This is a genomic window from Ferrimicrobium sp., assembly GCA_022690815.1.
Taxonomy (GTDB): Bacteria; Actinomycetota; Acidimicrobiia; order Acidimicrobiales; family Acidimicrobiaceae; genus Ferrimicrobium.
The window spans coordinates 1-18,936 of the sequence record JALCZJ010000017.1; the positions used below are offsets into that span (position 1 = coordinate 1).

At 57.4% G+C, this 18,936-nt stretch carries 19 protein-coding genes; 4 read left to right on the forward strand and 15 right to left on the reverse strand.

Features of this window, described 5'->3' with window-relative positions; translation table 11 throughout:
* The first annotated feature begins 316 nt into the window (after window positions 1-316).
* Complete coding sequence (locus MP439_06565) at window positions 317-1,111, forward strand: hypothetical protein (GenBank protein MCI2975722.1); 795 nt, start codon at window positions 317-319, stop codon at window positions 1,109-1,111.
* A 157-nt stretch (window positions 1,112-1,268) separates the two neighbouring features.
* Here MP439_06565 and MP439_06570 read toward each other — a convergent pair whose 3' ends face one another.
* Window positions 1,269-2,099 carry a deoxyribonuclease IV gene (locus MP439_06570; GenBank protein MCI2975723.1) on the reverse strand — a complete coding sequence of 277 codons (831 nt, stop codon included), beginning with the start codon at window positions 2,097-2,099 and terminating at the stop codon, window positions 1,269-1,271.
* Between the two features lie 124 nt (window positions 2,100-2,223).
* On the opposite strand from MP439_06570, the gene MP439_06575 reads away from it, so the two are divergent.
* From MP439_06575 to MP439_06585, 3 genes are read left to right on the forward strand one after another with little or no spacing between them, the layout of a single operon-like run.
* The gene (locus MP439_06575; GenBank protein MCI2975724.1) at window positions 2,224-3,609 is read left to right on the forward strand and encodes a hypothetical protein; all 1,386 of its coding nucleotides are present in this window, start codon (window positions 2,224-2,226) and stop codon (window positions 3,607-3,609) included.
* A gap of 3 nt (window positions 3,610-3,612) precedes the next feature.
* A complete protein-coding gene (locus MP439_06580; protein MCI2975725.1) occupies window positions 3,613-3,975 on the forward strand; it encodes a GNAT family N-acetyltransferase in 363 nt (120 codons plus the stop codon).
* A 44-nt stretch (window positions 3,976-4,019) separates the two neighbouring features.
* Window positions 4,020-4,397, forward strand: a complete 378-nt coding sequence (locus tag MP439_06585; GenBank protein MCI2975726.1) for an NUDIX domain-containing protein — start codon at window positions 4,020-4,022, stop codon at window positions 4,395-4,397.
* A gap of 233 nt (window positions 4,398-4,630) precedes the next feature.
* Here the strand turns inward: MP439_06585 and MP439_06590 are convergent, their stop codons facing one another.
* The 14 genes from MP439_06590 to MP439_06655 form a co-directional block, all read right to left on the reverse strand.
* Complete coding sequence (locus MP439_06590; protein MCI2975727.1) at window positions 4,631-5,218, reverse strand: hypothetical protein; 588 nt, start codon at window positions 5,216-5,218, stop codon at window positions 4,631-4,633.
* A gap of 49 nt (window positions 5,219-5,267) precedes the next feature.
* Window positions 5,268-5,804 (reverse strand): DUF4193 domain-containing protein, encoded by a 537-nt coding sequence (locus MP439_06595; GenBank protein ID MCI2975728.1) that lies wholly within the window; start codon window positions 5,802-5,804, stop codon window positions 5,268-5,270.
* Window positions 5,805-5,887: 83 nt separating this feature from the next.
* On the reverse strand, window positions 5,888-7,480 hold the full coding sequence (locus tag MP439_06600; GenBank protein ID MCI2975729.1) for an FAD-dependent thymidylate synthase: 1,593 nt from the start codon (window positions 7,478-7,480) through the stop codon (window positions 5,888-5,890).
* Between the two features lie 131 nt (window positions 7,481-7,611).
* Window positions 7,612-10,131 (reverse strand): DEAD/DEAH box helicase, encoded by a 2,520-nt coding sequence (locus tag MP439_06605; GenBank protein ID MCI2975730.1) that lies wholly within the window; start codon window positions 10,129-10,131, stop codon window positions 7,612-7,614.
* An 85-nt stretch (window positions 10,132-10,216) separates the two neighbouring features.
* Window positions 10,217-10,942 (reverse strand): twin-arginine translocase subunit TatC, encoded by a 726-nt coding sequence (gene tatC, locus MP439_06610; protein MCI2975731.1) that lies wholly within the window; start codon window positions 10,940-10,942, stop codon window positions 10,217-10,219.
* 52 nt (window positions 10,943-10,994) lie between these two features.
* Window positions 10,995-11,444: a twin-arginine translocase TatA/TatE family subunit gene (locus tag MP439_06615; protein MCI2975732.1), complete on the reverse strand. Its 450-nt coding sequence runs from the start codon at window positions 11,442-11,444 to the stop codon at window positions 10,995-10,997.
* Window positions 11,434-12,447, reverse strand: a complete 1,014-nt coding sequence (trpS, locus tag MP439_06620) for a tryptophan--tRNA ligase (protein ID MCI2975733.1) — start codon at window positions 12,445-12,447, stop codon at window positions 11,434-11,436. Before trpS ends, MP439_06615 begins: the two co-directional genes overlap by 11 nt.
* Window positions 12,448-12,962: 515 nt before the next feature.
* Window positions 12,963-13,178: a hypothetical protein gene (locus MP439_06625; GenBank protein MCI2975734.1), complete on the reverse strand. Its 216-nt coding sequence runs from the start codon at window positions 13,176-13,178 to the stop codon at window positions 12,963-12,965.
* Window positions 13,179-13,659: 481 nt separating this feature from the next.
* Entirely contained in the window at window positions 13,660-14,253 is a 594-nt protein-coding gene (lepB, locus tag MP439_06630; protein ID MCI2975735.1) for a signal peptidase I, read from the reverse strand.
* Window positions 14,250-15,623 (reverse strand): Pup--protein ligase, encoded by a 1,374-nt coding sequence (pafA, locus tag MP439_06635; protein MCI2975736.1) that lies wholly within the window; start codon window positions 15,621-15,623, stop codon window positions 14,250-14,252. The genes lepB and pafA overlap by 4 nt, the downstream gene beginning before the upstream one ends.
* A complete protein-coding gene (gene prcA / locus MP439_06640; protein MCI2975737.1) occupies window positions 15,620-16,306 on the reverse strand; it encodes a proteasome subunit alpha in 687 nt (228 codons plus the stop codon). The genes pafA and prcA overlap by 4 nt, the downstream gene beginning before the upstream one ends.
* On the reverse strand, window positions 16,303-17,112 hold the full coding sequence (prcB, locus tag MP439_06645) for a proteasome subunit beta (GenBank protein MCI2975738.1): 810 nt from the start codon (window positions 17,110-17,112) through the stop codon (window positions 16,303-16,305). The genes prcA and prcB overlap by 4 nt, the downstream gene beginning before the upstream one ends.
* A 73-nt stretch (window positions 17,113-17,185) precedes the next feature.
* On the reverse strand, window positions 17,186-17,380 hold the full coding sequence (locus MP439_06650; protein ID MCI2975739.1) for a ubiquitin-like protein Pup: 195 nt from the start codon (window positions 17,378-17,380) through the stop codon (window positions 17,186-17,188).
* Between the two features lie 31 nt (window positions 17,381-17,411).
* Window positions 17,412-18,905 carry a proteasome accessory factor PafA2 gene (locus MP439_06655; GenBank protein MCI2975740.1) on the reverse strand — a complete coding sequence of 498 codons (1,494 nt, stop codon included), beginning with the start codon at window positions 18,903-18,905 and terminating at the stop codon, window positions 17,412-17,414.
* Between the last annotated feature and the right edge of the window lie 31 nt (window positions 18,906-18,936).

Consider the following 18,936-nt stretch of genomic DNA (forward strand, 5'->3'; position numbering starts at 1 on the left):
TCCCCTCTTGTGGTCCGGGATCCACTCCGGCGTATCAAGACAACTGCGGCGCATTGGTAGTGTCCCACTGAACTGCTCAGACCACGCTGCGCTGGGGTGATACGGGGGTACTCCGAAAGTTGGGCTAGACCTCTGGCTTGACAGCTCTCTCCTTGGATAGTAACGTCGAGAAGTGCTCATGGATGAGCAGCGAATCACTAGCGCAAAGGGGATTTCCACTGCACCAGGAAGGCACCATTGCCAACGTGCATCGCAGCAATGGGAGCTGGTCCAATTCTGGGTCCGCCCCTAGTACGAGCAACACCAAGGAGGGTCTGTGCGCACGCTCATATCGGTCATTGTTGTTTCGTTGGCGGTATCCATATCCCTGGTATCGGCGACGCGATCAGCTCCGTTTCAACTGACTGGCGTCATCGCCTCAGGTGGGGGCTCTGGGTCAACCTATCGGATCGTTCTGCGCGGGTCGAACGGGTCAACGACCGGAACCGGCACATCGAAGATCGGCCCCGAGCCGGTGTTCGTGCCCTCGCTCGTGACCCACACCGCGAGCAGTCTCGCTGTAAGCTGCGTCACCTATCACGCGGTCATCACCAGCTCCCAAAGCGTCTATCAGGCCGAGCTCGCGTGGGCACAGGCTGCATGGGCGCGCCTCAGTGTCTATCCGCGATGCGACGCCAACCCAGTCGGCACCCTCAACCTGCTACGGATATGGACCCAGATCGTCGAGGATCGCTTGCCGTCCCCACACATCCAGGTCAACCCCTCCTTTGGTCTCGTCAACATCCCCCTAGAACTCATCACCTCCAGCACCACGAGCACCGCCCTCACCGTCACTACCAATGACGGGAAACTCTCGATTGCGGCACATGGTTGGCTCAGTTGGGGCTTCTCGAGCTCCGAACCCCGTACGGCGCCCCCAGCCGGTCCTGACAAGAGCACCTGGTACCGACCCACCCACCCAGGCGTAATCCGCGCGGTCCTCGTCGAACACTGGCAAGGGACCTACAGCGTCGCAGGAATCTCTGGATCCCTGCCATTGCTGGCCCAGACGAGCGCACCCGTGTCGATTCCGGTCATTAGCCTCACCAGCGAACTCCATAACGTCACATAACCTTGAACTCACGACATGAGCGCTACGCGCGACGTGCTCGCCATCATGGACACCGACTCTTGCACGACTGGCATCTCATGACAGATACGCCCACCCCTGCCAATGCCTGGCGGTCGGGCAGAACTCAATGATGGATGCAACGCCCGAACCTCAAAGGCTACTCCAACCCATAGGCGTGGCAGCGCTGGCGCAGCAACGCGATGTCGCTATTACGCGGACCGTCACCATCGCCAGGAACTTCGAGGATGACATCCGCCGACCGGAAGACGTCATGATCAAGAAACTCAATCAGCGCATCAAGGCCGATCTCACCCTCATCAAGATTCGCATGTCGGTCATGGGCTGAACCGAGATCTGTGGCCGAGTCATTGAGGTGTACGACCGCGACGGAGCCGAATGCCTCCGCCAGTTCAGCAGAGAGTTCGTCGCGCACGCCACGTTCTCGAAGATCGTATCCAGCGGCAAAGAGGTGCTGAGTATCAATGCATATGCCAACTGCACTCGGACGGTTCAACCGATCGACGAGAGCGATGAGCTCCTCGACAGATCGACCCATTGCACCGCCGCCACCGGCGGTGTTCTCGAGCAAGAGCTTCGTTGTCGGTGTCGCGATACCCACGGTCGCCTCGATGGCTTGACTCCACGAAACCAGACTCGCATCGAAACCGCGACCCTTGTGCGATCCCGGATGCAAAACCACACCGCTCAGGGCGAGTTCGGTAGCGGCTGCCATAATCGAGGTGAGCAGCTCTGCCGACTTGCCGATCAGTTCAGGGTCGTCAGATCCAAGGTTGATAAGGTACGGCGCATGCACCACGAGATGGCTGACTCCAAAATTGGGTGCCACCTCCATCACGGCCCCCTCCTTAGCCGGAGCAAGCGGACGAAAACGCCAGGTCCGCGGGGAGGACAGAAAGAACTGGGCCACCTCGACATCAAGCCCATGAGAACGTTGTAATAGGCCATCAAAACCACCAGCTGCCGACACGTGAGCACCTAAACGCATTCGCACCAGGCTAGCTGCTGACCCGTTTCTAGCACCCGACTAGTATTGCCCGATGGCGATCGATCGTCAATCACTGCAATTTTACTAACTGGTTAGGTGGAGGTTCATGGCGACCAAACTCGAGATTGAGTTGACAAGTCAGCTTGACAGCGATAGCTGGACATGGCGTGCTGCAGGAGCACGGAGTCCAAAGGGAACGGTCGCGACGAAACTCCTCTACGAGGGTGCCAAAATCGGCGACATCACAAAAGCTGAGGTCCAAATGGGACTTGACGGAATCGAAGTCCTCGCCGTCACAGCGCCAGCGACCAAGAAGAAGCAGGGGGACAATCGGATCGAGCTTGTCGGTTCCTCTTCCGACGAACCCGCAGTGACGATATCCCTCAAGAAGAAGGATCGCCCAAACCGGGGAGCGCGAGGAAGCAACGAACGTCCAAGTCAAGGAGCCGATCGCCTTAGGAGTGGACAGAATCCACGAGAGCGAGGCGTCCGCAATGACCGGCCAAACGATGGCGATCGGCGGCCCGGTAGCTCCGCTCGAACTGCCCGCAGTCGACCGGGTGCCACCGACCGGCGCAGACCCATTCGCCCAGAACCAAAGCGGCTTCACCCAAAGGAGCTTCACCGCAAGGAGGTCATTGAAGCCCTACTCCCAGAACATCGTCCTATCGGCGAGGCACTGATGAGGGGAGGTCTTCCTGCAGTCAGGACCGCAATCGCCGAGCAGAACGCCCGTGCAGCTGCTGCAGGGAACCCAGAGACGCCGGTTGACGCCACCCTCAAGATCGCTGAGGACATTCTGCCAAGGCTCCGCGTTGCCACTTGGCTCGACCGCGCTGAAGCAGCCATCGAGGTTGCCAACGATGTCTCACTCAAGGATCTACGCTCCATCGTCGCAGCCGCTGACCGATCGGCCAAGAATCCACAGGTTACTGAACTCGTAGCCAAACTCACCGACGTGCTTACTTCCCGTACACGCCTCGAAACAGAGAAATGGCAGAGCGAAGTGGCGGAAGCTCTTGAACAAAACAGGCTCGTGCGTGCCCTCCGACTGGCCGCCAAACTACCCGATTCTTCGGCTAAGTTGCCGACCGAAGTCACACAACGCATGGTTGCCAGCTGTAACGAGGAGATGAATGCTGAGACACCCTCCGATCGGTGGATGGTGCTTATCGATGCGGTTGCGCAAAGCCCAATCCGTCGTCAGGTGCAGCCACGGAGCCTTCCAACCGATGCAACACCAGAGCTCATCGAGTTTGCTAAGGAAAATGCCGGGCGTATCCCAGCGTTAGCTGCACTCACTGGAGTCTCCGTTCCCCCGCCCCCTCGGCCAGAGATTCTCGCGAAGGTTCCTAAGACCTCTCGTCCTGCAAAGCAAACCACACCAGGCAGCACACCAACGGCCGTGGTCCATGAGGAGGCCACTCCGGTCGAAGATGTAATCGTACCCGAGACCACTCCGGCCGAAGACACCTCTGTTGACAACGCGTGACGCTTGAGCATTGAGGTTGTTTCACTAGCCCACATCCCCGCCGACTTTGAAGGTTGGCTCGATGGTGAGGACGCCCTTAGGGAACCTTCGGCATTCGTCGTCGCGCACTATGAGGGTGTTCCGGCTGGCCTCCTGGCGATTAACGTCGTCGGTACCAACGCGGAGATCACCTTCCACTACGTTGAGCCAGAATTACGTGATCTAAGCATCGGAGAATCACTTCTAGAAGAGGCGATCGCGTTCGCGCGTCAATCCGGTTGTAGTACCTGCACGGGATGGGTGCGGCCTGGCGACCGTATTGCCAAACTAACGTACGAGGCTCAGGGCTTTCGTGCTGAACGAATCCGCGTCGTCAGGGCACTCTAGCGTTGCGTCCGCCGTTGGTGCCGAGTCAAGCGAGGCGGGTGCAGATGGCGGTGTCTGCAATCACCATTTACAACGACCAAATACTTCTCGTCAGGCGCTCGCCTGCATGGCCAGAACAATGGGCTCCCCCGGGTGGGAAAGTCGAGCCAAACGAGAGGATTGTCGAGGCGCTGCGCAGAGAAACACAAGAGGAGATCGGCATTGATCTGCATCCCCTGCAGCTGGTGGCAGAACTTGAGCTTCACACTGCGCTCAAAGATTATGTCATCATCGCTTTCCTTTGCGACGTCATCGCCAACCCTGGATCGGTGCGCGCCACAAGCGACGCACTCCAAGCCTCGTGGGCACCCTTCGCTCAGGCAATCCGACTTCCGCTTGCCCCTGGAGTTCGCCAAGTACTGTACAAACTCCACCTACGCTGACGCCAACCCAATTGGTCACCGCCGCAAACTGACCCCAAGGACACATGAGTCGTGACTTTAGAATCGACCCCCGCCTAACGACACGACATGCCCGATCACTCGCTAGTCGAATGCCTTGGCCAGCATGAGACTCAATGGGCCACATACCGACCAAAAACGACCCTAGCCCGAGCACACAGCCATCGCTGTACGCCGGGCCCGAGGACATCCACAATGGTGGTGTTGCTAGGTATCTATTGGTGCTCTTCGCGAAGCTTTGAGACGCGCCCGAGGACCGTACGACGCCGACGGTGTTCAAGCTCAAAGGCCTCGACTTCACCAAGCTGTGCGAGCGTGAGCTCATCCAGGTGTCCTATGACCTCAGCCGCCGTCATGGACTCGTAACCCACAATCCCGCCAACGGTCTCGCTTCCCTCCGCTTCGTGTACGACAGTCTCGTCAACGGTGGGGCTCTTCTCGGAACTCGAAGCTCCATCTTCTCGATGAGTCGCAGTACGATCAGAAAACCCTGCGACCCTTGATTGGGCTGTCTTAATCACCAGATCCGCAGTACCCTCAACCGTTCGGCGTACATCAGCCACCTTGTTCTCTACGTCGGTGATCTGTGCACCATACTTGGCCTTGAAAACACCGGCGGCCATATCCCCAACGAACTTCGCAGTCTGAAGAGGACCCTCTACAACCCGGCGTCCCTCCTCCGCTGCATTCGGAAGCGTCTTGACAACCGCAGCGAGCAGACCAATCGGCTGGAAGACTAAACGATCGACGACCTCCTTCTTGAGTTCATCGAAGTCAAACGACGGAGTCTCCTGTGTAGCCATTGTTACTCCTTTCGGACCGTGCCAACAGTGACACGTTACCTATAGCCTACTAGACGCAGTCCCGGCAGAACATCTTCTCGGAATCCGCGAGCTGAATCATACTCTTAACAAGGAAACACGACTGGCAGACAAACTCATCAGGTTGACGCGGCTTGACCCGAACGACCGTGTCTCCTGACTCGTCCACCTCCTCCTCATCGTCGACCTCTGCGACCACGAAGCGCTCCCGCAAGATATCGTCGAGTGCCGATTCGACCTCATCATCGTCGACGTCATCGGCCTCATCAGTATCGTCATCCGACTCTTCAGCCTCTTCGTCGTCATCGTCATCTTCCTCATCCGGTGAAATCTCTTGCAGTACCACCGCGTCTTCATCGTCGAGAACAATTTCGTCGTCAACCTCTTCGTCAACATCCATGTCATCATCAAGGTCAAGCTCTTCGTCAAGCTCGTCGTCGATTACGAGTTCATCATCAAGGTCGAGTTCATCATCAGCGACAGCCTCATCATCGAACTCGTCGTCGAGCTCTTCATCACTGGCATCCACCGGCGTCTGACTCTTGGTCTCTTTTTCTCGACTAGCCATCTCTACCTCTTTCACTTGTGCGTTGCATCTTTCAATTCGGCAATGCTAACCAGTTTGGAGGTCGTTTAGTTCCTCAAAATGACCTATTTTTGAAGTTTTTGGATCGTGCGCTGTTCTTGGGCCTTTCGGCCCAGGATGTGGTCATCCAAATCAACGAATTGCATGCTCGCGGCGATCCGGTGATGACCCACCGATTCAAGCAACCGATACATCTCCTGGGCTATCTTACGATAGACCGGGTGCCCCTGAGGCTGGGAACGCAACTCCACCATATGCAACAACTCCCTAGCATTGAGCCGCAGCGCAAAGCGGACGCGAGCCGCCATCGGCAATACCATTCTGGCCGAAGCGCGCAGATCATCGCGGACATCGTCCGCGAACCGGAACGCATCGCCAAACACGGGATCGATGCGCTCCAGTAGCCCCTCCTCGATCAGCCGCTCATCAACCTGGTAACCTCCGACGTGAACAGGATCCTGTTCAAGCAGTGTCAAGAGTCGATGTCTAGCGAGGTCACGGTATGACCCGTAGTCGGTCTCGATCTCAAAGGTGTAGGCAGTCATCTCCCATGCGCGCGATGGCTTGTGCCGTCGGTTATCGCGGTCGCCTACATACGCGTCAAAGAGCTCCGACAACTGGGCTTCAGAGAACTCTCGAGCACGCCGCCGACAGGCTGCAAACTCCAGCCCACTGCGCTCATAGAGCATCCAAGCAATGACCTCTTGCTCTCCGTTGGGATCGGCCTCGAGTAAGCGCACAAGAGGCGCAGCAAAAGGTGTTGGCGGCTCCGTGAGGGCTCGGGGCAACAGCCGATCGATGACCGCCTCCATCCCGACTCCACGCTCGGCAAGGTAGCTAGTCCATCGACCACCGCGCTCGGGCCTGTCCATCCGTGCCACGAGTGGACCCAAAACCTTGGCGACTTCGCGGGCGATCTCATCGGCGATCAACCGGCTCTCAACTGATCCAATGGCACGAAGACGCACCACCAAATACTCCAGCGCTTGGGCGCTACCGACGATGCCGACATTCGTCATCGTCGCCATCGGGAGGCAACCCCGAGCGATATCGAGCGCAGCCGCTCGTGCCGCGCGTATACTTGCTACATCTTCTTGGGGCAGCCCCTCGACAAACCGAGCAAACATGATGTCATAGACTGATGCGTAGAGTGCGAACTCCTGGGCAACGATACGTTGATAGTGAAGGCCTAGTTCGCCATCGAGCTCCTCGGGCACCACAACCCGGAAACTTCCATCCGGGCGCAATGACGCAAGGTTGACATAGCGCGTCGATTGCTCCAGAAACGACAAGAGTCGGTGCCGCTCCATCGTCCTCGTTAAAACGGTGGAGACCTGCTCAACAGCGACGTGGGCGACCCCCAACTGAGCGACCGAGTCATCACCGTATTCCCCAATGACCTTCCCCATGAGTGCCCGCGTCCGAGACGTGTCCCCAAGGCTGGAACCTGCTCCAGCATCGCTGAGGTCGTCTGCGAACTCATCCAAGAAGATCCGTCTGAGCGACTTATTTGACCGTGAGTACCTGGCGAACAGCGCAGCCGCAAGCTCCTGGGGAACGTTGTGGATGCAAAACACTGGCCCATCGAGGTTCGTCACGTATCGTTCCAGCACACTGCGTTCTTGATCGGTAAACATTTCGGGGAGGTAATTTGTCACGCCGCCAGCCTAACGATCAAGCACCCGTGAGGAGGCAGGTCCGTCATCCTCTTCGTGGACGACGACAACGGATTGATGACCCAAGGAGATCAACTTGGTCCTATGCCCTGGCCTTTGATGGTTTCTAAAGGCTACAAACCAACCACATCGACGTCCGGCTCCCCGCCAAACTGACCAACCTGATCATCGGGCACCGTGACCTCCGACGAAAGTGCAACGATGCCACGCACAATGGAGGCTTCGGTCCGACGAGCCAACCTTCCAAGAGGTCCATTCGGATACACGGCCGCAACCTGACGCGCGAGATCAGCGATTTGCTTGGTGTTGCGAACAAAATCACCAGGCGGTATCGGCGACGAGCGCAGGATCCGCTCCAAGGGACGCTGATCGGCCCAATCGTATACCAGCTCACTGAAGCCTAGGTCTGGCATACGGGTCAACGGCAACTCTCGCACTCCCTCAAGACGCTGCAACTGGGTCGAGAGGTGTTCCAACTCCACAAAACGGTCAATCAACGGTCGGTGCGTCGAGCGCAACCCAACCCCCGTAAAGCTTGGACGTGGCTCGAACGTCATCCACGACAAGACGGCTGCAAAGCTTGGCTCATCGAGCTCTTCAAGCGCCAAGCTATCGAGCGCCAACGCCACAATAATGTCAGACTCCGCGTAGATGTTAGCCAACACCGCGCCCGTCGGTGTCAACGACCATCCCTTGGAAAATCCAAACGCCTCCATCACCGACAGAACGCGCTCGAAATAGCCTGAAAGTGCCGCTCGCCGCTGGCTGATGCGCTCCTGTAGCCGTGCGACCCTGCCCTCCTGTCGCAGTTCGACATCGCGACTGTGGCCTGTCTCAAGAAAATCCCGAGACGGCTCTACATGGTGGCGGGCCTTGAGGCTACGCTTGAGCTCCTTGGCCGCCTCACGCCGCAACAGCTCCTTGCGACCGCGCTCGATCTGTGGCAAGGTGATACGTTTTTGCATACGAGCCTCGCGCAGATGGGTTGCTCCAAGGGTGTAACCCCGGCCCGCCGGCGATACCGTTTGAATTTTCATTTGCCCGTGCCCGCGCTTGGCAACCGACAACACCACGAGCGACGCTCGGTGACGACTGCCATCACCTCCGGGTACCGAGATGACCGACCCGGGGACAACATGAACCTCGTCAACCGTCCCAAGCGAAGGATCCGGTCGACGTTGACGGCGTAGGCCCCGCAGCTCGGCCTCCAGTCGCACGACCTCCGCATCTTGGGAAAACTGGGCAAACGAGAGGTTCAACAACTCGCGCGCAGCTTCAGGCGTATAGCGTTTGACCAAGTTGGCAGCCATGTTGTAGGTCGGGCGGAACGAGCTGGTGATCGGGTAGAACTCTCCCTCGACCACACGAGCGACATCGGCAAATGCCACCCCGCCACCCCAGGCTACGTAACTGGTGCCTCGGCTGTCGATGCCACGACGACCTGCACGCCCGGAGAACTGTGTGTACTCACCCGGGGAGAGAATCTTATGCGTCTCACCGTTGAACTTGACCATCTTTTCGATCACCACCGATCGAGCCGGCATGTTGATACCCAGCGAAAGCGTCTCCGTCGCAAATACCACCTTGATCAGCAGCCGCTCAAAGCACTCCTCGACGATCTCGCGAAACGGTGGTATCAACCCAGCATGATGCGGTGCGAACCCGGCCTCGAGTTCCGCAAGGAACTCTGAGAAACCGAGCACCTTCAGGTCACGAGGGTCGAGTTTGGCCAGCCGTCGATCAACCACCTCACGCACGAGCCCACGCTCGACCGGAGTCGTCAGGCGCAGACCACTCGCCAGGGTCTCCTCGGCAGCAGCCTGGCAACCAGCGCGCGAAAAGATGAAGATGATTGCAGGCAACTCGCGATTAGCTGCGAGAAACTCAATGAGCTCCGGTCGTCCAACACCACGCGCCTTGGGTCCAAAGGAGCGTCGTGTGCTCGCCAGCCACGGAGGGTCAAGCTCTGATCCCTTTGGATTGGGACGACCCCCTTGCAAAACAGGGAGCGCCGACACCTGCCGAGAGCGACGATCAGCATAGAGATATCGATGATCGAGCGGCACCGGCCGACCTCGCGCCTCGACTACGGTCATTTGACCGCGCACCTCGCGCATCCACGCGGCGAAATCACTCACGTTGGATACCGTCGCGGAGAGACAGACGAGTCGAACGCTTCGGGGCAGGTGGATGATCACCTCCTCCCAGACCGATCCACGGTAGGGATTTTGCAGGTAGTGCACCTCATCGAGGACGACAAGACCCAAATCATCGAGCGACTCGATATTGGCGTAAATCATATTACGCAATACCTCAGTCGTCATCACGACAACCGGGGCACCTGGGTTGATAGCGTTATCGCCAGTCAAGAGACCGACGTTCTCAACGCCAAAGGCATGCACAAATTCGGCATACTTTTGATTCGAAAGTGCCTTAAGTGGCGTGGTGTAGAAGGTCCTCAGCCCAAGGTCGAGAGCGCGACATGCGCCAAACACACCCACGAGCGTCTTACCAGAGCCCGTGGGTGCTGCGACCAGAACAGATTCGTCTCGCAGAATAGCCCCGATAGCCTCCTCCTGGAACGGATCGAACTCAATGTCAATCCGACTCTCAAAGTGAGAGACAAAAGTCACGCATCGCCCCATTCGACACTTCGGTGCTCCAAGAAGGTGACCTTGAGCATTCAGCATCTCCATGCTCAAGCTTACCAGCGAACCGTTAGGTCTCCTGACGAGCGACCTTTGGCGAGCCTCGGAGAAGTATCCTGCCGACCAGAATGGCCAGTTCATAGAAGACCAGCAGCGGCACGGTCATTGCGGTCAAGGAATAAGGATCGTTACTCGGTATGAACACAGCCACGACCACGATGATGCCCAACCAGGCGTAACGCCGTCGCTTCCGTAAAGCCGTTGGCGAAACAGCACCAACCAGCTCCAAGACAATCAGGACAAGCGGGAACAAGAACGATACCCCGAAGGCGACCATCAACAACATCAAAAAGTTCAGGTAGTTCTGCGGCGTGTAAATTGCATGGACGTGGGCACCGGCAGCGGACTCAAAGAAGTGTAAGGCGTGAGGAAAGACCAGGTACGCGACCGCGGCACCAAACCCGAACAGCACAAGCGCACTGAGTACGAACGCAAGACCGTAACGACGCTCCTTGGTATGCAGGCCAGGGGAGATGAAGCGCCAGAGCTGCCATAAGACGATTGGGGAGGCAAAGAACAGCCCGGAGATGGCCGCAACCTTGAGCCGAATCGCGAACCCATCGAATGGACCGGTGACGTAGAGCCCACAGTTGTCCGCACCGTTGGTGACACACAGGGGATGCATCAGGAACGTCAAAATATCTGGATAGACGATGTAGCCCACCACTGCGCCAATCGAGACGGCGATGATGGAGATAATTAGTCGTTTTCTGAGCTCCCTGAGGTGCTCAACCATCGACATTTCATTAGCAGGCGTCGATTGCCGACGGTGGATTGAGAGGCCCATACTAGTTCAGGTCCGGAGATCCAAGAGTGTAGCCGGGGTTGGAGCCAAGCTCCCTTCTCGACTGCGATGCGGGCTGCTGGACAGCTGAAGACTCGGCACCGAGCATCGGGGCACTCGCAGACGTGGGCGGAGCCTGGGGAACCCGTGAGCTGGGTTGGAGAACGGAGTTGACCATCCTGACGGGCTGTAGGACCGAGCCAACCATACCGGCCGGCCCAAACATGGAAGTAACGGTGCCCGCGGTCTTGAGGGTCTCCCCGAGGAAGCCACTTACCGCGCTGTTGGGCAAATTGGTGGCGGCATTGATCTGGCTGGTCAGCGAGTCACGGTGCGTCCGTAACTTCGATAGCAGCTCACCGGCTTTCTTGGCCAGCTCTGGGAGGCGCTCCGGGCCCAGCAGAACGAGTGCCGCGATGGCGAGAAATGCCAACTTGACCGGGTCAATCTCCATATCCAACCTCCTTGGCGGTTAGGTACCCTATCGCATCATAGGCACGCGCCACCGTCGTTGCCGCCTTCGCCCTCGCTCGCTCACGACCCAGGGCCAACCAGGACTGTAGTTGGCCACGATCCGCAAGGAGGGTGTCGTATCGCTGGCGAATAGGGACAAGGTGATCGATCACGGCGTCGGCCGTCGCCGCTTTGAGATCACCGTAGCGATCGAAGTCCCCGGCCACATCTTTGGGGGCTCGGTCGGTAAGCGCACCCAAAATCTCCAGTAGGTTTCTCACGCCAGCGCGCTCCTGATCATCTTCCACATACTGTACTTCGTTGAAGAGATCGGTTTTGGCTTTCATAATCTTACGACGGATCTGCTCCTCGGAATCGAGCAGGTAAATGTTCCCTTGACTATCAGCGGAGGACTTGCTCATTTTGACCTCTGGCCGACTGAGATCCATCACTCGGGCGGCGACTTCGGGAATCACCGCCCGCGGAATCGTGAACACCTCGCCATAGGCACGATTGAAGCGCGTGGCGATCGTGCGCGTCAACTCGACATGCTGGGTTTGGTCTTCGCCAACTGGGACAAGATCCGTCTGATACAGCAAGATATCCGCCGCCATCAGTGCTGGATAGGTGAAGAGGCTTGCGCGGACCATGCTCTGACTCTTGGACTTCTCTTTGAACTGAATCATCCTGGAGAGCTCACCATAGGTTGCCGTTGACTCCATCAGCCACGCCAGTTGCGCGTGCTCTGGCACATGACTCTGGACGACCACAGTGGATCGATCCGGATCGATCCCCACCGCGAACAAGAGCGCCGCCATCTGCAAGGTTCCCTCTCGCAACGCGACGGGGTCATGCTCAACGGTTAAAGCATGCTGGTCAACGATCAAAAAGGTGGTGTCATACCGATCTTGTTGGCGACGCCATTGCCGAAAGGCACCGAGATAGTTACCAAGGGTCGCCTGCCCAGTCGGTTGCACCCCTGAAAGTACGCGTTCGCGCCCCACTAAACCAACTCCAATCCTCGTCGGCCCCGCACCTCGACACTAATCTCCAACGTCATAGACAGTGAATCCTGTTCACTATGTCCCGAGCCATCACGCACCCAACCGTCAACATCAACGCCTATGGTATCGACCGCTATGCTCTGACGACGCCAACGCGCTCCGCTACCATCGGACCCGCTGTGCAACCATCTAGCTCTCTTGTCATAGGGGGACCCTAGCCGCGCACCTCATGGGTTGCAAGACTCACGCAGGATCCACCACTACCTTTCAGACTAGCGCCATCGTCGCTCGATAATTGCCGGTGCGCTGGTACTCCAACACACACGACTGGAGCACCACAGCAGGTTTTTGGCTGGTGACACAACATGGAGCGTCGCTGGCGAGACAAGGTGAAGGTTTAGGCATACTCGCTCACTCACTACGGTCATCTCCCCACCGATGGTCTGTGTACACCCTGGGATGTGAGCACCGCGACCTGGCCCCGCCACCGGCATCACCGTCGATGTCGTCGCCCATTACTGTTCGTATTTGCCCTGGCTATAGCGAATCAGACGCTCGAGCCAGGTCGGATCTGCGAGCTGATGATGAAATGCGAGCAGATCGTCGTAGTTCACTGGAGGGCCAGTGAACTCATCGTGTGTGGTATCCGGCAGTCGCCAAAAATGGATCTTAACCCCTGATGAAACCAGGATCTCAACAATACGCTGGTCAACCGACCTGGAAACTACCATCGTACAACTCGGACAGCGAAAGACGTAGCTTGCCTGTCCATTGGATGAACAGAGCATCACGGTCATGGCGCTCGGCGTAATGTCGACGTCCCCGCATGTCGGGCATGAAGCTCTAATGATTGGCATAGCGACTCCCTTCGCACCTTCGAATTCATCCTGTGCTCCTGGTATCGGTACGTTCGCCCCTTTATCTGAGTCAAATCTCATAAGTTGCAAAAGTAAACATCCGACCAGCGATTCCCCTAGCGATGTCGCCCATTTGCCGCTTATGGACTGGAAAGGCAGCGATGTCCTCGTGCCCAGACTTGGACATCCGACCCAGATGACAAGGGCAACCATGAATCGCTCCGTTCATGGACCATGCGCCCCTAGGCACAATGGGGGCGTCGAGGATCCCCACGCGTAGGCCAAACCGCTCATTGGCCGCCTAGTAACACCACCGGAATCTTCGGAAACGGTGCCCCCACGGTAAGGCACCAACCTAAAAGAAGTGCCATTGAGAGAGCGGCCAGTAGATCAACACCACTCGACCGACGATCAGCGAACGTTGAATCGGGCCAAAGACACGTGAATCAGCCGAATCGCCTCGATTATCACCGAGGACGTAGTATTCGTTCTTCGGAATGTGGATCGGAGCACCCGAGGCCGTGTGAATACCATAGGTCTTCACCCCTTTGGGCAAGAACGGCTCGGCGATTGGCTTGCCGTTGATGTAGACCGATCCATCGTGGCTCCAGATCGTCTGCCCTGGAAGGCCGATGACTCGCTTGACAAGATAGTGGATGTCGGCTGGGGTGTGGTCGTCGGCTGGTTTGTGAAAGACGATGATGTTACCAAAACCGACCGAATGAAGATGATAGCTCAGCTTATCGACCACCATATGGTCGCCGATCTCGATGGTGGGTATCATCGAACCGGAGGGAACGAAAAAAGACTCAAAGACATAGGCTCGCACCAGCACAGCGGCGACGACGGCGACGACCACCACAATGAGCCAATTGCGAAGCGAATGAGATCTGCGGCTAGAACGTTTTGGCGTCGCCTTGGTCTCGGCATTGGCAAGATCTTCGCTCATAACCCAGCAATCAACCTCTCCACCCGGTCATCATAGGATGCAAACGGATCCTTCAACATCACTGTTCGCTGTGCCTGATCGTTCAACTTCAGGTGCACCCAATCTACCGTATAGTCCCTGTGGTGCGCCTTAGCCGCGGCAATAAACTCACCCCGCAGCCTGGCCCTCGTCGTCTGTGGGGGGATGTCGACCGCTCGCTTGATGCGGGCCTCGTCGACCAGTTCAACCGTACGTCCATGTTCGACAAGCTTGTAATAGATACCCCGACGCCGATTGATGTCGTGATACTGAAGGTCGACCAGCGATACTTGTGGATGCGAGAGCGGGAGTGAATGCCGAGCCCGATAGTCCTCGATGAGCCGATACTTGGTTACCCAGTCGACACGTCCCTCAAGCCTCATTGGATCCTCGCGAAGCGCCTCGAGCGCCTCACCCCACATGCTCAATGCTCGTTGCTCATCCGGCGGGATCGAGTGGCCCGTCACGAATCGCTGAACGCGCTCGAAATAGCTCTCCTGGATTTCGAGCGCCGTCATCTCGCGCCCGTTGACCAACCGAACCCGCTTGGTCAACGACTGGTCATGGGAGATCTCTCGAATCGCTCTGATTGGATTCTCCATCGACAGATCTCGAAGCACGACATCATGCTCAAGCATCCGTAGCACCAGCGACATCGCCCCAACCTTGAGATAGGTTGCCCATTGCGACATGTTGGAGTCGCCGACGATCACGTGAAGGCGGCGAAAACGCTCGGCATCGGCATGTGGCTCATCGCGGGTATTGATAATCGGCCGCGAACGCGTAGTGGCCGAGGAGACGCCCTCCCAGATGTGCTCGGCTCTCTGTGATAGGGTGTAGACAGGACCTCGTGAGGTGAGCAAAACTTTGCCAGCTCCAGCGTAGATCTGTCTCGTAACAAGGAATGGAATCAGTACCTCGACAAGCCGAGAAAGATCATCGACCCGCAAGGTTAAAAAATTTTCATGACAACCGTACGAGTTGCCGGCGGAGTCGGTGTTGTTTTTTAACAGGTAAACCGAGCCACGGATCCCCTCTTCGCGCATCCTGACCTCTGCCGAATAGGCCAAGGACTCCAGGATCAACTCGCCAGCCTTATCGTGGCTGACCAGGTCGTCCAGCGTGTCACACTCCGGGGTCGCGTACTCGGGATGACTACCCACATCCAAATACAGCCGCGCTCCGTTCTCGAGAAAGACGTTCGACGACCGGCCCCAGCTCACGACCCTGCGAAACAAGTAGCGTGCTACCTCGTCAGGGCTTAATCGCCGCTGCCCCCGCAGGGTGCATGTGACACCATACTCGTTCTCGATCCCGAAGATCCTGCGATCGAGCTCGCCGACCTTGCTCAAAGAGCATCACCAAGTAACGTCTCAAGTTCAGTCCCGTTCACTCGGCGAAACGTTCTGCGCTCACCCCGATCCTCGAGGACTGCCACCTCCAAATCCTGTGGATTGAGGTGTTGCCCATCTCCTTCGAGGGCCGCGACACAGGATCGCAATGCCTCCGCTAGTCCGAAGGTCTGGTCATAGGCCTGGACAACCCGCTCGGCAATCGCGTCTGAATCACCACCGATGACAGCGAAGTGCTGCTCATCCACGACGGTCCCATCATAGAGAATGTGAAAGAGCTGTGCCTCATGCCCAGGTCGACCGAGTTCGGCGACTAGGATCTCAACCTCAAGAGGCTTGATCTCGTGGGTAAAGACCTGACCTAAGTATTGGGCGTAGAGATTCGCGAGGCTACGAGCGTCAACGTCATCACGAGCGTAGGCAAAACCTTTGGTATCGGCGTGACGAATGCCAGCCACCCGCAACTGGTCGAACTCGTTATACTTTCCAACCCCGGCGAAGGCAATCCGATCATAGATCTCCGACACCTTGTGCAGCGACCGTGATGGATTTTCGGCGCATAGCAACACGCCAACCTCGTAGACCATCCCAATAAGGGCCCGACCGCGCGCGATACCCTTTCGCGCATAATCAGCGCGGTCCTTCATCATCTGCTCTGGAGCTACATAGAAGGGCATACTCATTGTGGCTGCCTCCTCGTCGTTAGCTCACCCTCTAGCTCTCGAGCCAGCACCATGAGTTCATCGTCACCGACACGCTGATAGCCCGTTGCATCAATCACACCGACAACCGGGAAAATCCCCCGTAACAGATCAGGACCCCCGGTAGCCGAGTCTTCTTGCGCTGCCTCAAAGAGTGCCTTGGTGGCCAAGCGCACAATCTCGTCGCGGCTCATCTCTGGCCGAAAGCCGAGCCTGAGCGTGGCACGCGCGTCGCGCCCACCAGACCCAGTGGCATAAAACGCCTCCTCCTCGTACTTGCCGCCTGCAATATCGTAGGTAAAAATTCTGCCCTGACTCCGGTGCAGATCCCAGCCCGCAAAGAGTGGCACCACCGCCAATCCTTGCATCGCCATGCCGAGATTTGCCCGAATCATCTGGGCAAGTTGGTTAGCCTTGCCTTCGAGGGATAAGACCGAACCCTCCACCTTCTCGTAGTGCTCAAGTTGCACCTGGAAGAGTCGCACCATCTCCACCGCCGGTCCAGCCGCACCCGCGATAGCCACAGCCGAATACCGATCAGCGGGGAAGACCTTCTCAATCGTGCGGTTTGCGATGATGTTACCCTCGGTTGCCCGGCGATCGCCCGCGATGACGACCCCGTCGCGAAATCGCGCCGCCGCGATCGTCGTTCCATGAGGAACGCCGTCTAACACCGTGCTCGCAGCACTGCCTCGATCACCTCTCTGCGTGCCAACAGCCAGGACATCCAAAAGACCAGCAAAATCCGGTCCTGGATCCTGTACCACGTCAAACAATGGCAGCGCCAAAACGCCTACCGCCTCTCTATTCTCAGCTGCTTACTTCTCAGTGTCAACCAGTCAACTTCTCAGTGTCAATCGCTTACTGCCCGCCCTTTTGTACATAGTTTCGAACGAACTCCTCAGCGTTATCCTCCAGCACCTCGTCGATCTCGTCCAGGATGTCATCAAGTTCAGCCTTCAACTGGTCAGAGCGCTCAGCCGAAGGTACTACCTCCTCTTCGACGACCTCATCACGATTCGATGACGACTTTCGAACTTGTTCACGTTCAGCCATAGATCCACCTCACCTTTGCACTTTATCCTACTTAGGAACCTAATGCTTCGAGTAACTCTTGCGCACTGTGTACTCGCCGCAATAGCTCACCAACGTGACTCTCAGTACCACGAAGAGGATCCATCATGGGCACACGACGCAGTGGATCCGACCCCAAATCAAAGATGATCGAGTCCCAGTTGGCAGCCGCGATTGCACCAGGAAATCTCGCCAGGCAAGTCCCACGAAAATACGCTCGGGTGTCGGGGGGTGGATTACTCACCGCCCAACTCACATCGGCGTCATCAAGCATTCGCTGCATCGGCAATCGACGAAACAGCGACTTTTCGGGACGCATGTCGTGGTACTGCAGATCAATAGCGGCAAGCCTTGGGTCAATTGCATCAACCTGATGACGCTCTTGATAGCCTCGAACCAATTGCCACTTCGCCACCCAGTCGAGGGTGTCGGCCATGGCGATCGGGTCGCGCTCGAGGCCCTCAAGCACGCGTTCCCACTCTGCCAGCAATGCGGGGCCATCCGTCTCGTTACCAAGATAGGCCATACCGACATGTTCGGCATGCTCCAGAGCACGCTCAAGATAGGCGTACTGTACTTCAAGCGCGCGCATGCGACGACCATCCTGGAGTAACACCGTGCGCTCGAGCGTCGTGTCCCACGAGATCTCGCGCAATGCCCCCACTGGATCAGCCAACTCAATCTTGAGATCCCTCAAAACGCCATCCTCGATCATCGCCAACACGATGGCCGTCAGTCCGAGCTTCAACCAGGTTGACCGCTCGGATAGATTGGCATCGCCGAGAATCACGTGCAATCGTCGAAAGCGCTGGCCGTCAGAGTGCGGCTCATCCCGGGTATTGATGATGGGCCGCTTAAGTGTCGTCTCGAGACCGACCTCCTCTTCAAAAAAATCAGCACGCTGCGAGAGCTGAAAGGCAACGTCGGAGGCGGTCTTGCCAGGAAACTCAGATCCCACCTTCCCGGCACCAACGATGATCTGGCGGGTCACGAAGAATGGCACCAATTCGCGGACAACTTGCTGGAATGGCACACTCCGGTCGACCAGATAGTTTTCATGACAGCCGTACGAGTTACCCTTACGATCGGAGTTGTTCTTATAGACGACGATCTCCTGATTCGGGGGGAGAACCCGCTTTGCGCTTGCCATTGCACGGATCATGACCTGCTCTCCCGCCTTGTCGTAGAGCAGAGCCTGCGACGGGGAGATGCACTCTGGAGACGAGTACTCAGGGTGGGCATGATCGACATAGAGACGAGCACCATTGGTGAGAACGGCATTGACCAGGTGAGTATCGAGCTCAATCCCGGATCCCCCATCGAGGGCAAAACCGCGAGCGTCAACCCCCGGAGACTCATCGACGAAATCCCACTCCACGCGATCAGCAAGCCCAGCGACATAGGCGTTGATCAGCGTGGACGATGTGGTTATTGGGTTGGCATCAGGTGCGCCTGCGACAACGATCCCATACTCAGTCTCGATACCAAGCACCTTCGCTATCGGCATCGTCCCTCCTCTCGTTCTACGGTTTGACGAA